General features: G+C 53.2%; 19 protein-coding genes. 13 read left to right on the top strand and 6 right to left on the bottom strand.

The window, feature by feature from the left end:
- Positions 1–68 precede the first annotated feature (68 nt).
- Positions 69–1,025: a D-2-hydroxyacid dehydrogenase gene (locus tag P8N76_12175; protein ID MDG2382418.1), complete on the top strand. Its 957-nt coding sequence runs from the start codon at positions 69–71 to the stop codon at positions 1,023–1,025.
- A 16-nt stretch (positions 1,026–1,041) separates the two neighbouring features.
- On the opposite strand, the gene nadC is transcribed toward P8N76_12175, so the two are convergent.
- Complete coding sequence (gene nadC / locus P8N76_12170; GenBank protein ID MDG2382417.1) at positions 1,042–1,968, bottom strand: carboxylating nicotinate-nucleotide diphosphorylase; 927 nt, start codon at positions 1,966–1,968, stop codon at positions 1,042–1,044.
- 134 nt (positions 1,969–2,102) lie between these two features.
- On the opposite strand from nadC, the gene P8N76_12165 reads away from it, so the two are divergent.
- The 3 genes from P8N76_12165 (at position 2,103) to P8N76_12155 (ending at position 3,817) form a co-directional block, all read left to right on the top strand.
- Entirely contained in the window at positions 2,103–2,654 is a 552-nt protein-coding gene (locus P8N76_12165) for a hypothetical protein (protein MDG2382416.1), read from the top strand.
- The gene (locus P8N76_12160) at positions 2,651–3,346 is read left to right on the top strand and encodes a (5-formylfuran-3-yl)methyl phosphate synthase (GenBank protein MDG2382415.1); all 696 of its coding nucleotides are present in this window, start codon (positions 2,651–2,653) and stop codon (positions 3,344–3,346) included. Before P8N76_12165 ends, P8N76_12160 begins: the two co-directional genes overlap by 4 nt.
- A gap of 222 nt (positions 3,347–3,568) precedes the next feature.
- Entirely contained in the window at positions 3,569–3,817 is a 249-nt protein-coding gene (locus P8N76_12155; GenBank protein MDG2382414.1) for a hypothetical protein, read from the top strand.
- Between the two features lie 31 nt (positions 3,818–3,848).
- On the opposite strand, the gene P8N76_12150 is transcribed toward P8N76_12155, so the two are convergent.
- Positions 3,849–4,856 carry a hypothetical protein gene (locus tag P8N76_12150; GenBank protein ID MDG2382413.1) on the bottom strand — a complete coding sequence of 336 codons (1,008 nt, stop codon included), beginning with the start codon at positions 4,854–4,856 and terminating at the stop codon, positions 3,849–3,851.
- A gap of 154 nt (positions 4,857–5,010) precedes the next feature.
- On the opposite strand from P8N76_12150, the gene P8N76_12145 reads away from it, so the two are divergent.
- Positions 5,011–5,313 (top strand): polyhydroxyalkanoic acid system family protein, encoded by a 303-nt coding sequence (locus P8N76_12145; protein MDG2382412.1) that lies wholly within the window; start codon positions 5,011–5,013, stop codon positions 5,311–5,313.
- Between the two features lie 69 nt (positions 5,314–5,382).
- Here P8N76_12145 and P8N76_12140 read toward each other — a convergent pair whose 3' ends face one another.
- Positions 5,383–6,417 carry a hypothetical protein gene (locus P8N76_12140; protein MDG2382411.1) on the bottom strand — a complete coding sequence of 345 codons (1,035 nt, stop codon included), beginning with the start codon at positions 6,415–6,417 and terminating at the stop codon, positions 5,383–5,385.
- Positions 6,418–6,644: 227 nt separating this feature from the next.
- Between P8N76_12140 and P8N76_12135 the strand changes: the two genes are divergently transcribed.
- From P8N76_12135 to P8N76_12125, 3 genes are all read left to right on the top strand, one after another.
- Entirely contained in the window at positions 6,645–7,316 is a 672-nt protein-coding gene (locus tag P8N76_12135; GenBank protein MDG2382410.1) for a hypothetical protein, read from the top strand.
- A gap of 218 nt (positions 7,317–7,534) precedes the next feature.
- Positions 7,535–9,028, top strand: a complete 1,494-nt coding sequence (glpK, locus tag P8N76_12130) for a glycerol kinase GlpK (GenBank protein ID MDG2382409.1) — start codon at positions 7,535–7,537, stop codon at positions 9,026–9,028.
- Complete coding sequence (locus P8N76_12125; GenBank protein ID MDG2382408.1) at positions 9,025–9,372, top strand: DUF971 domain-containing protein; 348 nt, start codon at positions 9,025–9,027, stop codon at positions 9,370–9,372. The genes glpK and P8N76_12125 overlap by 4 nt, the downstream gene beginning before the upstream one ends.
- Here P8N76_12125 and P8N76_12120 read toward each other — a convergent pair.
- Positions 9,343–10,569 carry a thioredoxin fold domain-containing protein gene (locus P8N76_12120; GenBank protein MDG2382407.1) on the bottom strand — a complete coding sequence of 409 codons (1,227 nt, stop codon included), beginning with the start codon at positions 10,567–10,569 and terminating at the stop codon, positions 9,343–9,345. The genes P8N76_12125 and P8N76_12120 overlap by 30 nt on opposite strands.
- An 812-nt stretch (positions 10,570–11,381) precedes the next feature.
- Between P8N76_12120 and rho the strand changes: the two genes are divergently transcribed.
- The 4 genes from rho to P8N76_12100 all read left to right on the top strand — a co-directional run bounded on the left by rho (position 11,382) and on the right by P8N76_12100 (position 16,136).
- A complete protein-coding gene (rho, locus tag P8N76_12115) occupies positions 11,382–12,674 on the top strand; it encodes a transcription termination factor Rho (protein MDG2382406.1) in 1,293 nt (430 codons plus the stop codon).
- Between the two features lie 61 nt (positions 12,675–12,735).
- On the top strand, positions 12,736–13,161 hold the full coding sequence (locus tag P8N76_12110; GenBank protein MDG2382405.1) for a helix-hairpin-helix domain-containing protein: 426 nt from the start codon (positions 12,736–12,738) through the stop codon (positions 13,159–13,161).
- A 130-nt stretch (positions 13,162–13,291) separates the two neighbouring features.
- Entirely contained in the window at positions 13,292–15,358 is a 2,067-nt protein-coding gene (gene uvrB, locus P8N76_12105; GenBank protein MDG2382404.1) for an excinuclease ABC subunit UvrB, read from the top strand.
- A gap of 358 nt (positions 15,359–15,716) precedes the next feature.
- Positions 15,717–16,136 (top strand): hypothetical protein, encoded by a 420-nt coding sequence (locus P8N76_12100; GenBank protein ID MDG2382403.1) that lies wholly within the window; start codon positions 15,717–15,719, stop codon positions 16,134–16,136.
- A gap of 100 nt (positions 16,137–16,236) precedes the next feature.
- On the opposite strand, the gene rpsU is transcribed toward P8N76_12100, so the two are convergent.
- On the bottom strand, positions 16,237–16,434 hold the full coding sequence (gene rpsU / locus P8N76_12095) for a 30S ribosomal protein S21 (GenBank protein ID MDG2382402.1): 198 nt from the start codon (positions 16,432–16,434) through the stop codon (positions 16,237–16,239).
- Between the two features lie 233 nt (positions 16,435–16,667).
- On the opposite strand from rpsU, the gene P8N76_12090 reads away from it, so the two are divergent.
- Entirely contained in the window at positions 16,668–16,943 is a 276-nt protein-coding gene (locus P8N76_12090) for a hypothetical protein (GenBank protein ID MDG2382401.1), read from the top strand.
- A gap of 8 nt (positions 16,944–16,951) precedes the next feature.
- On the opposite strand, the gene P8N76_12085 is transcribed toward P8N76_12090, so the two are convergent.
- On the bottom strand, positions 16,952–18,640 hold the full coding sequence (locus P8N76_12085; protein ID MDG2382400.1) for an AarF/ABC1/UbiB kinase family protein: 1,689 nt from the start codon (positions 18,638–18,640) through the stop codon (positions 16,952–16,954).
- Positions 18,641–18,689: the final 49 nt, after the last annotated feature.

Here is an 18,689-nt window from a genome sequence, read left to right as displayed (position 1 = left end):
AGAAGTGGGTTAATCTAGTTACGATTCTGAATACGATTTCGCAGCAGTGTTAACGAGAGGAAAAGACCGTGAAAATCGTCGTACTTGACGGCTCAACTCTGAATCCGGGCGACAATCCATGGACAGGGCTCGAGACTCTCGGGGAGGTCACGGTCCACGATCGAAGCTCCGAGGCCGAGTTACTTGATCGCTGTCGGGGGGCCCAAGTGCTGGTGACCAACAAAGTTCGCCTGGACGAGCGCCTGTTGAAAGCATTGCCGGAGCTAAAATTCATCACGGTTACCGCCACCGGTCACGACTGCGTCGACACCAACATGGCGCGTGAACTGGGGATCTCAGCGTCGAATGTGCCGGTATACGGTACGGATTCGGTGGCACAACACATATTCGCTTTAATACTTCACATTATGCATCGAGTCGACATCCATGACACAGCCGTGCGAGCGGGCGAATGGTCAGCGCGGCAAGATTTCAGTTTTTGGAAGCAGCCTCTCACCGAACTAACGGGCAAGAGCATCGGTATCGTCGGATTCGGTCGCATCGGCCGTGCAGTTGGCCAATTGGCACACGCGTTTGGCATGCAAGTGTTGGCGAATTCGCGCAGTCAAAAAGATCGCCCGAGTTACTCACCATTCGAGTGGACCGACATCGAGACGCTAACTCGGCGCGCCGATATCATCAGTTTGAATTGTCCGCTCACCGATCAGACCAAGGGGCTTGTGAACCGTAATTTACTGGTCCAATGCAAATCATCGTTGGTCTTGATCAATGCGGGACGCGGCGATTTGATTGTTGAGGCTGACGTGGCCGACGCATTGAATAATGGACTGATCGCGGCCGCAGGTCTCGATGTAGTCTCTCGTGAACCCATCACCGCAGACAATCCCCTACTTTCAGCGAAGAATTGTTTCATCACACCCCATCAGGCTTGGGCGACGCTCGAAGCGCGTCGTCGCCTGATGCAAATCACCGTGGACAACATCTCCGCGTTCGTCGCCGGACAGCCCCAGAATTTGATTACTTAAGTCAGTTCTTCTCGCGTCAACATTGCCAATCCATTCCGATATCCAGCGAGGCGGCCGAATGGGTCAACGCTCCCACACTGATACGATCGACCCCGCTGTCTGCTATCTCCCGAACGGTCTTTAAATTAACGCCTCCTGACGCCTCGAGTTGTACCTGAGGAGCGATCCGATTTCGTCGCGAGACGGCATTTGCCAACGACGACGGAGTCATGTTGTCCAGCAACACGATATCTGGCGCCTTTGGCAACACCTGATCGAGTTGTTCAAGATTATCAACTTCGATCTCGAGAATCATCTCTTCGGCTTGCGTCTTCGAGAGTGTTTCATGGAGGAACTCGCGGGCTGCGACCACCGCTTGAGCAGCAGTGAATGGCTGCCCAAGGTCACTTAATCCGAAATCCAAGTGATTATCTTTGATCAAAACGGCTTCATAGAGACCTCCACGATGATTCCTCCCACCTCCACATCGAACGGCATATTTTTCCAATCTACGGTAGCCGGGCGTTGTTTTTCGCGTATCGTAGATTTTGGCCTCCGTTCCGGCGATGGCTGCTAGGTAATCCGACGTCAACGTCGCAATGCCGGTCAATCGCCCCACCAGATTCAAAACGAGGCGTTCGGCCACCAAAAGATCACGAACGGACCCCCTCAACGAGCCAATTTCATCGCCTTGATTTAGTCGATCGCCATCTGCGGCGAGGGGCAACCACTCTAGCTCCGCATTTAACTCGTCGATAATGATCGGCACCACTTGGCAACCGGCAGCCACACCCGCCTGCCGACTCACCATCCGAGCAGCACCACGACTTTGCTCCGGGACCAGTGCAACCGTCGTCCAATCGAAGGTGCGGTCTAAATCTTCCCGAACGGCCAACCTGATCAAATGCCGACAATCATCTTCGATTGCCGCTGACCATTCAATTTGCACAAACTCTTTTGCCATCTCGGATCCTGCCCTCGAAATTTCGCTGATCGTCACCAACCTAAATGGAGCCATGCCCCATCGGTAACAAGCAGGCGATTTGCTAAAATATAAGATTCAGTTATTTCCCGCTCGCTCCGACCAAGGCCTGCGCCATGGCCCAAGTACTACTACGAAACAACCGTCGAGCTTCCATCGCACTGACAATCCTCGCCGCTCTCCCGAGTTTAGCTGGACTGTTCCTCTTGATGACCAGCCAACCAGGACCGGGAACGCTGAGGCTAATTATAGCGATCTTCGCGTGGTGCCTCCTACTGGGCGGAACTTTCTTATTGGCAAAACAGATCTGGTGGACATGTTTACCTCGTATTTGCTACGAACCGGATGAATTGCTCGTTTACTTGAAAAACGTCAAAGCAATCCGGGTACCACTCGATGCAGTCGAGTGCTTTTTTTTGGGAGAAGGTCCGAGCATGATTCCACTCTCGCTGCAGCAGGATGTAAACAGCGTCACGGTAGTTGTCCGGCTCGCGGAGCGTGCCACCGAGTGGCACCAACGTTCTGTCAACCAATCCTTGGGCAAATGGGCTGACGGCTACATTATTGTGCGGGGAACCTGGACGGAGCCCTTGAACCGAGAAGTAGTGACTCAAATGAATTCGAATTTAGCGGCGATTAAGAGAGCCAGAAAAACAACCAAAGCATGACAGAACTGCTGATTAGCGTACGATCCCCTACTGAATTCAACATCGCAGACCAAGCCGGAATTCGTTTCATCGACGTCAAAGAGCCCGAACACGGATCGTTGGGTGCCGCGTCAATCGATGTCCTGCGTACGATTGTGGCAGCGGCCAAGCCCCACCATAAAGTCAGCGTTGCTTTGGGCGAATTACTCGACGATCAAGCACTTGCCGCAGAAGAGGTTCCCGCACGAACTGATTTTGCCAAGGTAGGCTTGGCGGGCTGCTTGAATGTCAAGGATTGGCAACAACGCTTACAAAAAAAACATCAAGCACTGCACCCACACGTCGATTCAGTTGCGGTCGCCTACGCTGACTGGCAGCTCGCCAGGTCACCAAGAATTGACGACGTATTCCAGGCTGGGCTCGAACTGGGCTGTTCCGCATTCCTGATCGACACTTTCGACAAAAGCCGGGGAAACTTGTTAGCCCACCTCTCCGAGTCTGAGATTTTTCGGTGGATCGAGCGGGGACGACGGGCTAACAAAATCATGGTAGTTGCCGGATCACTCGATCAGTCAGCCATGCGGCAACTGCAACCACTAAGTCCAACAGTGATGGCCGTTCGATCCGCCGCCTGCCGCGGCGATCGCACCCAGAACATCGATGCAGACTTCGTAAGTAAGCTCTGTGAGATCTGTTCGTCACAAGCAGTTTGACGAATCCAGAAGATTCGAATTTCAAACGGACAACTTGAGACGATTGCAACCCAATTCACGGAAGATTCAGGAAATATTTTCAAGCTACGGATAAATGTTGACAGCGGCTACTCAGACTCCAATACTGGTGGCGTGAAATTCGAGGAGGGGAATTGTTCGCACGGAGGCTTCTGATTGACATGCGACTGAGTTGCATACAGCCATTTCGTGGAGGAGCAGGAAGTGCCAAAGTCCGTACTCCAAGCAATTCAATCTGGTGACTGGACCTTCGAACCCGAAACGATGCCGGAACGAGACTTTCGAGCGACTGACGCGTTGCCGGGAAGTGATGAAAAACTTGAAATTCTGGCGCGCCGTATACAGGACGGATTGCCATTGTGGCACCCGTCTGATCGACACACTTACGAAGACAATCTAAAACATCACGAAGAAGGCGCAGGGGTGCTCGGTTTGTTGACAGCAAACGACTAAACCGTGGACACTCCCATGTATCAAACATCGGTCAGGGCTGGAGTTTCATCCATGGGAAGCGTGATTTGAGCAGTTGTTGCTGAACAGCCAGCTTGAATTGTGACAACATTTCGTGATCCGTAGCATCTGCTCGCTGGATCCACCGATCGACGGTTTGCAACATCTTCATCGCCGCAAATAACGGATTCTGATTCGTGACAGAATCCGTTGAGTCTGAAGCCATGAGCAGGGGAATCAGGGGAGACGTTTTCACTCGGTTGACCTGCTCAACAACGAAATCGGCACGAGCATCGACCGGCAAAGCCCAGTGCCGCCGTGCCTGAAGATAGTACCAAGCTTCAAGAAGGAGCTCGCCATTGGCTGTCAATAAATCCGTATCTTCTGGTAGCACCGTGGAAAGTTGCCCCGGTAACGATTCAGAAACCGAATTCAATTCCCTTGTTTCAAGTGCATCAGCTAACATGCCCACCACTTGTTCGCGGGACTGCAGTGACACGTCGCTCAAGTCGTGGGTAGCAAGCCAGCGCAGAAAGCCAGCGGCTAAAGTTGAAACCACGCGAGCCGTTTCATCTTCCGACACGAGCCAAACGTTCAATTGCGTTCCAATCGCATGGGAACCCTCGTGCCAATCCGAATTGCCAGACATGGCTCGCCAGCCCTGAATCGTCCCAATTTGACGATCCAAAAACTCAGCCCGTTGATTCACCGGCAACAGATTGAATTGCTCGATCGCATCCTGAAACCAGAGATCCTGCAACACCTTACGATTCGCAGTCACACGTGATTCGTATCGAGGATCAATTTCAACACTCTCACCCAATCGCTGCTCTTCCATCAAATCTTGAAAACGTCCAACCAACGAGATTTGGATATCCCGTGGCTCCTCACTCAAATCTCGCAAAGCCATCCAACGATAGAGTTGGTCCTGATCACAAACGTCCGGGTGTGGGAGTCGATAAGGCCAAAAGGCCCAGACGGCGGCCAAAAGGCCCAGCATCACCAAGCTACCGACCACCCAACCACCCCGCTGAAATCGCATATCATGTCCTTTACCGACAAAAACCACCCGCTCAAGCTCGACTAAACGACAACCCAAGCTTTTGTTACACTCTGAAACCTAACCTCAGCAGGAACAGGTTCTTCTGAGCACCTAAAATATTGGATTTTTCAAAGAAAATCGACAGAGGTCATCCATGCCTTCGTTCAACGTAGAGGTTCCCCATTCGTTAGGTCAGGCAGCTGCTCAAGAACGAATGGCGTCATTTCTGGAGACGATGGAACGCAAATACAAAGACCAAATCAGCGACATGCAAGGCAGTTGGGCCGACAATGTCCTCACTTTTTCATTCTCCACCTTTGGAATTAAAATCGAAGGAACAATGACAGTCGAAGAAGACAAAGTCTTGTTCAAAGGCGAATTGCCATTTGCCGCCATGATGTTCAAAGGCAAAATTGCGTCCGGAATCCAAGAAGCGCTTGAAAAAGCGCTGGCTTAACAGCAAGCTCCAATGGCGCAACGCCGAGAGTGCCGGTGGCCATTTTGGACCCACGGTTCACTGCGAAAGTTACGGTTGTGTAATGCGCAGCTGATCGCCCTCGCGCCGATAGCTGAGTCCGGCTGGGGAAACGGTCGACGTGAGCAACTCAGACTCCGTCGCATTTTGAACGCGAAAGCTAATCAATTGGCCACGCTTTTCCTGGGGAATCCCCTCAAGATTCAGGCGGAACCCCAGTTGCTGGCAAAGCGACCGCAGGACACCCTCGAGTGGTTGATTTTCGACCGTTAGCGAATAGCGACGCTGAACAAGTGCTTGATCTGCAGTCGCGGAACGCTGACCGGAAAGCCATCGCTTTATTTTACGGTGGGCCTCCGTGGTTCCATTCACGAGCAACTGCATCCCATTCAGTTCCAATGATTCTAGACCAACCAGTTCTTGCAACTCCTGCAGACGATTCCGTTGCGATGGAGTTAAACGGTACGGGTGCTCGACCGCTACCTCACTTGGAATCTTCACGATGCGCCCCGAGCCATCACGATTGAGACTCACGGACAGATCAAAACCGGCGAGTAAAATCGTGATTTGATCCAAGAGCGTTGCGGCAGGCAAACTTCCTTGATCCCATAGATCATGTGGCACTCTGTTCACACCAAGCAGCTCAACTCCGGCTCGGGAAACCCATTGCTCCAGGAGTCGCCTGGGCTCGGTTAATTTAGACCAACTTCTGGAACGAGCCATTTGCCAACCTCGCCGTTGGGTCGGCTTAAGCTTCTTCAAACGGCCGCGATTAATCTCAGCGAGAGTCGAGATTTTTCCTGCGGTAGGCCGTGGTCCCAGATAAACCACTTTGCCAAGCTCACTCACTTGCCAATCATATTGATTCGCCAATTCTTCGAGGCCCAATCTCAAAGAGGAAGCGTGGATTCGAATATCCAACGGCTGGTTGGGATCGAGCCTCCGATCCAAGAAGATCGTAATGGCCTGGGACTCTGCCAATCGGAGTAACGAACGACGCAACGGAGCATTCGCCCAAGTTACCTCAACGGGTGCCTCAAGACGCTTTTCGAATGCGATCGCTGAAGTCTTTGTTTGAGCCCACACTGCAGTCGATTGGTTAAGCAACAACCACCCGGCCAACGCTGCTAGCGTTCGGGCAACTTGACATATCCGGGGCAAACAGTTCGTAAACGCTATAATCGGTACAAACCAACGAGCGTTTTTGGACGAAGATGCAACCAATGAGTTGCTGTGTTTTCCCATAGGATTTAAACTCACATTCTTGCGTACTGCACCGGCAATCAGACCATTTCCTGAGTGAGCCACACCACGTGTCCGAGCATCCCCAGTCTACCGCGCTGCTGTGCCGATTCTATTACCGATTTCTGCGTGAAGGGCGCACAGCCGATTTTATTGCGGCGACGGCCGAGCATTACACACTGGCCACGCTACACCGCTTAACACAAAGTCACAATCCGGCGACCCGTCGCAGCGCGGTTCTCGCCGTCACATTTCTGGGCGGTGAGAGTTCTCTGCCATTTGTCGGCCCTTGTCTTCGAGATACGGACCGGGCGGTGAGACTGATCGCGTCCGACGGCATTCATTCGCTTTGGACGCGTTCTGGCCCTCCGCATCATTGCCACAAGCTGCAATGCTTGTCGAGACAGAATACGACAGGTGAATTCGAAGAGGTAATCGAGGGGTGCGATAAAATCCTTGCGGAACAGCCAGCTTTTGCAGAAGCCTGGCACCAACGTGGAATCGCAGTACGATCCGAGACTAGCATATCCGAATCGATCGATGATTTCGCTCAAGCCCTCAATTGTGATCCCTTTCACTTCACATCGGCGTTGGCGATCGGCGATTGTTACCTCCAATTGGACAATCCCACACTGGCGTTACTTTACTTTCAGTGTGCGGTCGAAATTTCCCCCGATCTTGAATTCGCCCAAATCCAGATCAAACGACTGGAACGTATCATCAGTGAACGGCTTGATCACTGAGCGATTGCAAAATCTTCCCACATCGATTCTTATCAACTGAGACGCGCCTTGACAGGCCGATCGGACACTCTTGCTGGGTACTCGGCCTGTCACTTCTAAAAAACGCACTCTAGGTTCATGCACCGACCGAATGGAATCGTATACACTGTGGTGCCGATGCTTTCAGCCGCTGCAACCTCCTGTACCTTTGCCACTCAAACCCCACTTAGGTGCGATTCATGACTAAGTATGTATTGGCTTTTGATCAAGGGACCACTTCGAGTCGCGCGATGGTGTTCGACCATCAGGGACAGAACATCGGGGTGGCGCAGCGCGAGTTCAAACAGATTCTCCCGTCGCCTGGAATGGTGGAACACAATCCAATAGATATCTGGGAGACACAATACGAAGTCGCGGTAAAAGCAATCGAAAAAGCAGGTCAAACAGCGGAATCGATTGCCGCGATCGGGATCACAAATCAGCGAGAAACAACGATTCTCTGGGACCGCCAGACCGGAGAGCCGGTCGACAATGCGATTGTTTGGCAAAGTCGCATCAGCGCCGGAATTTGCGACCAGCTTCGCCGGGAAGGCTACGAGGACACCTTTCGTGAAAAAACGGGCTTACTGCTCGACTCGTATTTCTCTGGTACCAAAGTCAAATACCTGCTCGACAAACACGAAGGCCTACGAGAACGGGCGGCTCGTGGCGAAATCCTGTTCGGTACGGTCGATACTTACTTGATATGGCGACTGACCGAGGGCAAAACCCATATTACCGACATGAGCAACGCGAGTCGAACGCTGATGTTCAACCTCCACACACTGGATTGGGATGATGAACTATTAAAGATCCTTGGCATCCCCCGAGCGATGCTTCCGGAAGTCGGTCCTTCCAGCGGTAAGTTGGGGGAAGCCACAGTCTTTGGCAAGTCGATCCCGATCACCGGTTGTGCGGGAGATCAGCAGGCGGCCTTATTCGGTCAAGCTTGCTTCCATCCCGGATTGGCAAAAAATACTTATGGCACCGGCTGTTTTTTGTTGATGAACACGGGAGATCAACCTATCCAATCCGGCTCAAACCTGCTCACCACCATCGGCTGGTCAATTGACGGAAAAGTCACTTACTGCCTGGAGGGTTCCGTGTTCATTGGCGGAGCAGTCGTGCAATGGCTTCGAGACGGCTTGGGATTGATCAAGTCATCCGAGGAGATTGAACAGCTCGTTGCCAACGTATCGGATACCGAAGGCGTTTACTTGGTCCCGGCTTTTGTCGGTTTGGGCGCACCCTATTGGGATCCTTATGCCCGCGGCACCATCGTGGGTCTCTCGCGAGGCACCACCGCAGGACATTTAGGTTTGGCCGCTCTGGAATCGATGGCTTTTCAATCGCGTGACGTGCTACAAGCCATGGAGACGGCTGCGGGTGTCAAGCTGGATATGCTCAAAGTGGATGGCGGAGCGAGTGTCAACAATCGCTTGCTCCAATTCCAGTCGGATATTCTGGGTGTGACAGTGCAGCGCCCCACACTTCCCGAAACGACAGCCCTGGGCGCGGCCTATCTCGCAGGGATCGCGATCGACTACTGGGAAGGGATAGACGTCGTTGAGCAGCACTGGCAACTCGACCAAGAATTCACCCCTCAGATGGCGAGTGACGAACGGGAGACGCGTTATCATCGTTGGCAAGAAGCGGTCAAGCGTTCCATGGGCTGGCAACCACACGAAAAATGAAACCACCTACTAAGCTCCAAGCCTCGCGCGAGGCCGGCTGTCTAATGATTTCATGGCCAGACGGGCATGAATGGAGTTATCCCTGCAAATACTTACGGGAAAAGTGCCGCTGCGCCCAATGTGTGCATGAGATCACAGGCGCGTTGCTGCTCGATCCAGATTCCGTCCCTGAGACCATTCGCATTGACGACGCCAAGCTCGTGGGCAATTACGCACTCAAAATCATCTGGTCCGATGGCCACGATACGGGACTCTACACTTGGCCCCGCCTACGTGAACTCTGCGGTTGCTCGCAATGCCGAAACAGAGACAACCTACCGGAAGAGACGGTTGACGGTGCCTGATTCCATCGCCTGGCGAATCGGAGCGGCATAGCTTTCCGGCTCTTGCCAAAACCGTTGCAGATTCTCTTCCGTCGTGAATAGGAAGACGCGTTTTCGATAAACAATTCCATGGGCTCGGCGACCCTCGACCGCTTCACCGCCGTCAGCCAACAACACCGGATCAATGCCAGCAAGTACCGGACTGAAGTCGTCCGGTGTGGCCATAAATTCCTTCTTGGCAACTTCGGAGGTGAACAAGTAAGTCCGGCCACGATGGATGACACCAAATCGCGGATCACCCTTCTTCCAAACGTCACGTTTCAACAACGTTACCGGACAATAGCCATCCAAACCAAAAGGCGGCGTTTCGGAACGTGATACGGCTCGGTCAGCAGACATCGCGACTTGAGCATGACTTGTTCTCGGCGACCGACGTGTGGCAGCCATGTCGATCTGCAGAGGCAACTCCGATTCCGTTCCAGCGCGTGGATCCGACTGGGGTACTTCTCCTGAAAAGCCCGCACGAGAGGGCGCCGACTGAACTGGATCAACCGTCGTGCGACTGGCAAAGCGATTGATCACTTCCCGCGCCTCTGGCTGCGGATCCTCAGTTCGACTCCCTAATTCTGGATCATTGACGCCAATGGGGCCCACATGGTCGATCGGCTCGGATCGGTCCATCCCGATGGGAGGGTCCCCCGGAGGTGGCCCAAGTGCAGATTGATAGCCGGTAGAAGCCTGGTAGCCCGTCTCACTCAGATCGGCAAACCGCTGCTGACGAGGCTTGCGATGCGGCATCATGCCGGACCGAAACGCCACGGCACTGAGCTGAGCAACATATTGGTCTGCATCCTGCGGTGTCGTCATTCGATGCAGCTCTTTATCACCAGGCGTCAAAATAACATCTTGGGGAACGCTGCGAATCCGATAGCGAGCCGCGAGTTGCGGATCATCTTTCGCGTTTATTTTGACGGCTACGAAGAAACTCGACAACGTCCGCCCCACGTCATCACGGTTGAAAACTCGGTTTTCCAACTGCATACAGGGCACGCAATCTGGAGACCAAAAATGGAGCAGCAGCGGCCGATTCTCGGCCTTCGCCATGCGAAACGCCGCGTCCAAGTCGGTCCGCCACATTACCTCAACAGCGGAAACCGTTGAAACAGCTAAAACTCCAGCTGCAAGACAGAAAGCAACAGATCGGGTTAATCGCCGCATCTCAGCTCACCTTCCTCACCATTTCTTCGAATCAATTAGATCGAATGATCTTCCGGAGCAACTATCGGCGCGAAACAGAATCTACAGACATAAAAAATGGCGTCTAGGTCAAGATTACCGAAAAAAACGATCATTACGCCAGCAGTCCTATCACTTCAAAACGGCTAAAATCCTCCAAACAGCCAGTTTCAGACGTAGAATCGGACACAAGTCAACGAAGAATTCCGCAAAGTGGAAATGATAGCTTGACACAGCGGCCAGCATGAGTAACATGCCGTTAGTCAGAGAATATCTGCCTCAGATGTAGGCGCCATGCCCGACTCTCGGGAGTTCGCTTCTTAGCTTGAATGCGAGCGGTTTTTTACCTTGGGCATACGGCGTTTCTCGAGCTTCCTATGATGCTCGGGCCTAGTTGATTGTCGTCGGCGAAGACGATCTCATATAGCGACAATTTCATTGGCCGCTCGGCGACTTGTAGCGAGTGGCGGCGGAAGTTCTGAGCAGACCAAGCTTAAGTTGACACTGCCTTGGATGGCACCCCTCAGAGGGGATCGAGGTGATACAACCTCAGTTAGGAAGGTTTTGTGTCGGCCCAAACAATCAGGGCAGTTTCGTAACTGTTCTCTACTGTGAGTGCTGGATACAAGAGAGTTCTAAAACCCAAACCGTTCTGAAACTCGGTCATCATTTGTAGGTTCGCCGACGGCGTCAAAGACGCTTCGCGGCCTGCGGATTGGCCTATCATCGATGCCCAGAATCGCCTTGCGTTTCTGAGTACTGCTACACCACTTATAAGTCGACCAGGTGAGGAAATGGGGAAGAAAAGGAAGCCAAGAGGATCTCGACCAAACCAACGCGGTGGTGGTGGAGCAGGAGGCGGTGGCGGCCAAGGCCGACCACGAAGACGCCGTCGTCCCAATGATCAAAATGTTCGCCCGGCTCCGGCGGGAGAGATGGAACCCGTCGAGGGTGGCGAAGCGGATTCGCTTCAAGAAGGTTGTGGGATGCTCGAACTGCACCCCAATGGCTACGGATTTCTCCGCAGCTTTTCGAACAATTACGACCGCGTTCGCTCCGATCCATTCGTTCCCGGCACGATGATTGACAAGTACGGCCTGCGTGAAGGGCTGATGGTCAAGGGAATGGTCCAACGGGCCCGCAAGCAACAGGGCCCTCGCTTGCGAGAAATCACCGACGTCGACGGGATGCCACCCGCAGAATACAGCAGTGTGAAGTCATTCGATGAACTCACACCCATCAACCCAGAAAGCTGGCTGAGGCTCGAAACGGGTCCGGAACCTATCAGCACCAGAGTGATGGACCTGATTACGCCGCTCGGCAAGGGACAGCGAGCCCTGATCGTCGCTCCACCCCGTACGGGCAAAACGATGCTGATGCAGCAGATTGCTCGAGGTATTTCGGAGAACTACAAGGACCTCAAGCTGATGGTTCTGCTCATCGACGAGCGTCCTGAAGAAGTCACCGACATGCGGCGAAACGTTGATGGCGAGGTAATTGCCAGCAGCTTGGACCAGGATGTTGAGAGCCATGTCCGCATCTCGCAGTTGGTGATCGAGCGATGCCGACGCCTTGCTGAAATGGGACAGGATGTGTTCCTCCTGATGGACTCTATTACTCGTTTAGCTCGAGCGTTTAACAAATGGGTCGGAAACACCGGCCGGACAATGTCCGGTGGTGTTGACATTAAAGCGATGGACATCCCGAAAAAGCTATTTGCCACAGCGCGTGTGTTCGAAGAAGGGGGCTCCCTGACCATCGTTGGTACCGCACTCATCGATACGGGAAGCCGGATGGATGAGCTGATTTTCCAGGAGTTTAAAGGGACTGGAAATATGGAACTGGTCCTGGATCGAAAACTGGCCGATCGACGCGTCTGGCCTGCACTCGATATTTCACAGTCGGGTACACGCCGAGAGGAACTGCTGCACGACCCAGAAACATTGCATGCTGTCACCATGCTGCGACGCACACTGACCACCATGCATCATGTCGATGCGATGGAACAACTAACACGGCAACTGGGCAAATTCAAAAACAATGCCGAGTTCATCAAGCTGATCAGTGGCGCCAAAGTGCTGGACTAGCGTTTACGAGGCCGAACGACAACAAGATCTCCACGATTCATTCTTCCAAGGATGGGCAAACATGGAGAACTCTAGATCCAAGAATCCGACTCAGTCGCGATTGGCTTGGCAAACCAAAGCTCAACGCCTTTGGCTGGCAGCACTTATCTCGCTTGGCTACGTGCTGATTGCCAAATGGTGGCTTTACGAGGGTGGATTCCGCGGCAGACTTGTTGACATTAACCAAGTCGCTCCACCCCATTACCAATTCAGCATCGACCTCAACGAATGCGATTGGCCCGAACTCACAGTCTTGCCAGGAATCAGTGAAACAATGGCCAGACGCATTATCGGCCACCGCGATCGCCGAGGAGCCTTCCAGCGGATTGAACAACTCCGGGAGGTTCGAGGAATCGGCCCAAAAACTCTCCAGCGGCTACAACCTTTCTTGGAGTGTCATCCGGGGCGCCCCAAAGTGTCATCCGGGGCGCCCACCCACACTCCGTGAGCTTACCACTGAGTCAAACAAGCCAAAGTCGCACGGCCCCCTGCGGACGAAATCGCTGAAAAGGCATAGAATAGGCTCTTCTCACCAATGTCCTACCACCGATCACCTCCTATTCGATTGATACTTTCTAATGTTTCGCTTGGAAAGCCCGTTTGAACCTGCCGGAGACCAACCAGAAGCGATTCGGGCGTTGGCGGATGGAATCACCAACAAACGCCGCAGCCAAGTCTTAAAGGGGGTGACCGGATCGGGAAAGACGTTCTCAATGGCCAACGTCATCCAAGAAATGCAACGGCCCACTCTGGTGATTTCGCACAACAAGACGCTCGCTGCGCAGCTCTATTCCGAATTCAAAGAGTTCTTTCCGCACAATGCAGTTCACTACTTCGTCAGTTATTACGACTACTACCAACCCGAAGCCTACATACCTCAGCGAGACATCTACATCGAGAAAGACGCATCGATCAATCAAGAGATCGACCGCTTGCGACTCGCATCAACCAGCTCGCTCGTCAGTCGCCGAGACGTGATCATCGTCGCTAGCGTTTCCTGCATTTATGGCCTCGGCTCACCGGAGGATTACCGTCAAATGATGGTTCCTCTGATCGTGGGTGAGAGTGTCGACCGTGACGAGGTGCTCCGACAACTGGTCGATATTCAGTATGAACGCAACGATGTCTCTTTTGAACGTAGCCGTTTTCGTGTTCGTGGGGATTGCGTCGAGATCTGGCCATCCTACGAGGAGTTTGCCATTCGAGTCGAACTCTGGGGCGATGAAATCGAACAGCTCTCTCTTATCAACCCACTCACGGGCGAAGTGATAAGGCAAGAATCACAACTTTTCATCTATCCCGCCAAACACTTTGTCATGCGTGAGGATCGGATCGAAAAGGCGGTCACGGAAATCAAAACCGAGCTCGCTGAACAACTTGAGCTCTTCCAAGGCCGAGGCAAATTGCTCGAAGCTCAACGACTTAACGCAAGAACTCGATTTGACATCGAAATGTTGATGGAAGTTGGCTACTGTCCGGGCGTAGAAAACTACAGTCGACCGCTCTCAGGCCGGTCCGCCGGCTCGACACCTGACACACTGTTCAGCTTTTTCCCCAAAGACTTTCTTTTGTTCATCGATGAATCTCACGTCACGATTCCGCAAATACGCGCTATGTATGCCGGCGATCGCAGTCGCAAAACGACCCTGGTCGAGCACGGATTTCGGCTACCTTGTGCGCTTGACAACCGCCCGCTCAAGTTCGACGAATGGGAAGAACGCATCAATCAGGTTGTTTTTGTGTCAGCGACCCCCGGAGATTACGAATTAGAGCAAACGGGTGGTGAAATCGTTGAACAAATCATCCGCCCTACAGGCTTGCTCGATCCGTTGATCGAAGTTGTTCCTGCTCGCGGACAAGTGCCCCATTTGCTCGAACAAATCCGAGAACGATCAGCCGCGGGCGACCGTGTTCTCGTCACAGCCCTGACGAAACGAATGGCAGAAGATCTTTCTGCTTACTTGAATGAACAGGGAGTCAAATGCCAGTGGTTGCATAGTGAACTAAATGCGTTTGAAAGAGTCGACCTGCTGCGAGATCTGCGCGAAGGCAGTTTCGAAGCGTTAGTTGGTGTGAACCTACTACGAGAAGGCTTAGATCTGCCTGAAGTTTCACTGGTCGCAATCCTCGATGCCGACAAGGAAGGCTTTCTGCGCAGCGAAACGTCTCTGATCCAGACGATTGGTCGTGCAGCCAGAAACGTAAACGCCAAGGTCATTCTCTATGCCGATAAGATGACCAACTCAATGAATCGCGCTATCGAAGAAACAGAACGACGCCGAAAAGCACAAGAGGCCTACAACAAACAGCACAACATTACACCAGCGACCGTCAAAAAGAATATTCAAGTCGGAATCGACTCCGAGGCAGCAGCACACCGTAAGGCAAATGCAGCCGTTGGAAAAGACCAAGAAACCGAATACGTAACGCAGGAATACATCAACGAACTTGAAGCAGAAATGATGGAAGCTGCTGAAGCACTCGAATTTGAGCGGGCGGCCAATCTTCGCGACAGAATCACCCAACTGCAGGACTCCATCGGCGAAAAAATTTCAAACGTTTCGGTCAAGCCAGCCAACCAATCTCGGCGTGGAAAACGCAGTCGCAAGGGCGGCGCAAAAATACCGCGCCCGAAAAAACGGTGAGTTCAGACACCACAATCCACTGCCAGACTGGATATCTCACTTTCCCGCTGCGATCAGGCCGAGTCCGTGCCCTTCGCACCGACAAATGTGGCTGAATCCTAAGCTTGACTCACATGAAGATTCAGCCCGATGGGGCCGTTCCGCCACTCGCAAAAAGTGCCAGCGAAAATGAAACTGGCAAATCGCGACCAACGTGCGGGTACTGCCAAGAACGCCGCCTGGCAGCATGCTAGCCGCACAACCGATAAACTCAAAAAAGAGTCAAGAAGCATCCGGCGAAAGCCGCTAATCCAGATTCGCCTCAGCAACCGAATCGATTGATATCCGAAGGCTTTTATTTCCCTGTAAGGATATCGACATGCAACGGACGATTTTGCTCGCCGGCGCCCTGTTCGCCCTTTTTGCAATGAACCCACCTAGCCAAGCTCAACAAAACGCTGGCTTCTCACCGACCACGGATTCCGATCTCTTTGCGAATATCCCCAGCGATGGGAACGTGACGCCGGAGATGTGGTTCTACATGCAGGAATATCGCCGTTATTCCGATCCGAAAGAAGCCGTTCGGCGGAAGGCTGAAATGCGCGGCCAGCAGCGTTTCAATCGATTGACCGCAATGAAATGGTTTGGATTCTCAAACTCCAGGCCACAAGCCAGTCCGGTTCCTCAGATGGGAACTTATTCACCCACCTGGCAAGGCAATTCATGGAACCCTTACGGCTGGGTCGGCTCGGGTCAAACAGCAACCTATTATGTCACTCGACCGAGCAACTCAGATTAAGCACTCCGTCGCGGCGCGAGTCAGAACGGCCGGTTTCAAGCGTAAACCGGCTCAATGGGCGGGGGTGGAAGAATTCGAGACTTTTTAGCCCGTAAGGGGATTACGACGAGCCCGTAAGGGTATTACGACGAGCCCGTCGCTCAGCACGAAGGCGTGCCCGACGTTTCGTTTCACTCGGCTTTTCGTAATATTCGCGTCGACGCATCTCTTTTTTGATACCACTTCGCTCGACGAGCTTTCGGAAGCGACGAACGGCTTCCTGGATGCTCTCGCGATCTCGTAAGACCAGTTTAACCACTTTGACTCCTTAGTATCCTGTGCCTTGAGGGGGGCTCCCTCCTCCAAGCCATCCGTTGTACTGCTGAACAAGCCCATCAGTGTAACCCCTACCACGCAGGGTGTCCACCCAGGTTTACTCCGACCGCCCCCACACCTCGATTTGCCGTGGGAAACCGAACGATCAAACGGAACTTACGGCTTGCTCGCAACCAAATCGCCCGATCTTCATGCCTTAGCTCCAGGAGTTCGCGGATGCCCAACACCCAGCCCAACACCCAGCCCAACACCCTACTGGCAGACGAATCGCAAATCTCACTCCCACTGGCAAGCGAAACGGCTGGATGGGCCGAAGACGCATCGGATGAGACGGCGGCCGAAGACGATTCCGCCCTTACGCTGCTGGAACGTCTCGATCGCCGGCAAAACCAGGTCATGCAAGAGCTCGATGCGCTGGACCAACAGGTCCAGCAATTAGTCAAGGAGTGCCAATCGAAACGGCGCCAGGTTGCCACGGAAGAGGCTGCCTGACGCGCTCGCTACTGCCGCCGATCAAGACGCCCTGACTTCCCAATCGCCCTCAGCAACCGCAAGCCCAACAACAAGCTCAGCATACAGCCACCCAGGCCGAGCACGGACACATCATGCAATCCGAACATCGTTTCGGTCGGGAACAGCACCGGCGGTACCGAGCGACTAAGCATTAACGAGGATCCCATAAACAGGGCACTGGCCAACATCCCCAACACCAAGCGGTTCACGGACGGCTCTAACCCACGATGATCAAGATGAACATCAAAGCGGCCAGCTTGAACCTGCTCAAAAATATCGGTGACACGACTGGGAAGTGTTTCGAGCAGATGCTCAACTTCCACGTAAAGCCGTCGTAGTTTACGGACTCGCCGAGTCGGTGAGAGTCGCCGTAAGATGGCTTTTTTCTGATACCGTTGAATGACTTCCAACAGACTAAACTCGGGCGAAAGGAGCTTTGCGCTTCCTTCGAGCGAAATTAAAACCTTGAGCAGCATGGCGACCTGAGCGGGTAACACGATCCGGAAGCGAAATATCAACTCAATCATCTCTTCCAAGGCGTTGGAGAGATCCAATTTCGAAAGCGACTGAGAGCCGTAATGGGATACGAAGTCCGCCAACTCGTTATGCAGCGCCGATTGATCGAGACCGGCAGGCGTTGAACCAATCCTGACGATCAGGGATGTCAACAAGGAAACATCTCCATTCACGATCGCCATCAGAAGATCCTCAATTTCCTCGCGCAATCGCTCATCAATTCGTCCCACCATGCCAAAATCGAGCAGGCCGATTTTGTTTCCAGGCAAAATCAAGATATTTCCCGGGTGAGGGTCGGCATGGAAAAATCCCTCCACGAAAATCATCTGCATATACAAATCCGCACCGCGGCGAGACAACTCAGACATCTCGTAGGAATCGTCGAGTGAACGGCTGGTGTCGTTCAGCTTTAATCCGGTCAACCATTCCATCGTTAGCACGCGTGGCGTGGAAAGCTCAGTAATCGGCCGCGGAATCCTGATGTGGGGATTGTCTTGGAAGCGGGCTGAAAACTGATTCAGGTTGCGTTCCTCGCGACCGAAGTCCAGCTCGCGTCGCAGAGTTCGTTGGAACTCGGCAATCGTTTCGATCGGACGGTAGGGAGCCAATTCGGGCAATCGCTCAGCCAACTGGGCCAAGCCCCCCAAAACATCTAAGTCCTTCCGGACCGTATCCTGGATCCCCACATGCTGCACTTTGACGGCTACCAGCTCTCCTGTTTTCAAGCGAGCTCGATGAACCTGACCGATGGAAGCAGAGGCCGCAGGGCAATCATCGAATTCGATAAAAAGATCCTCGATCGGCTGCCCCAACTCGTCCTGAACCACACGGCGCACTTCTTCCGGATCATCGATCGAAACAGAATCTTGTAAGCCGCGAAGCTCATTGGCCAAAGTGGCTCCAACAAGATCGGCTCGCGTGCTGAGGATCTGCCCCAGCTTGATAAAGGTAGGCCCTAACTCTTCCATCGCGAGACGAATGCGGGTTTCCCGAGTGTGCCGAGCGAGAGCCTCACCGTCCCGATTCTTGAGCAATCCCTTGGCAAAATCCACATTCAAGCGACTGATCCCATCAGCCAGCCCGTATTTGCTCAGCACCGAAACAATCTCGGTCATCCGATTGACGTTGCGGTAGATCTGCGGAATCGTCGTTATTTTCACGTCAAATTCACGCCTGAAGGAATCTGGGGCAGAGCTTACCGATCCCTCC

The organism is Pirellulaceae bacterium, from assembly GCA_029243025.1.
Lineage (GTDB): Bacteria > Planctomycetota > Planctomycetia > Pirellulales > Pirellulaceae.
This window is presented reverse-complemented; position numbering and strand designations above follow the sequence as displayed.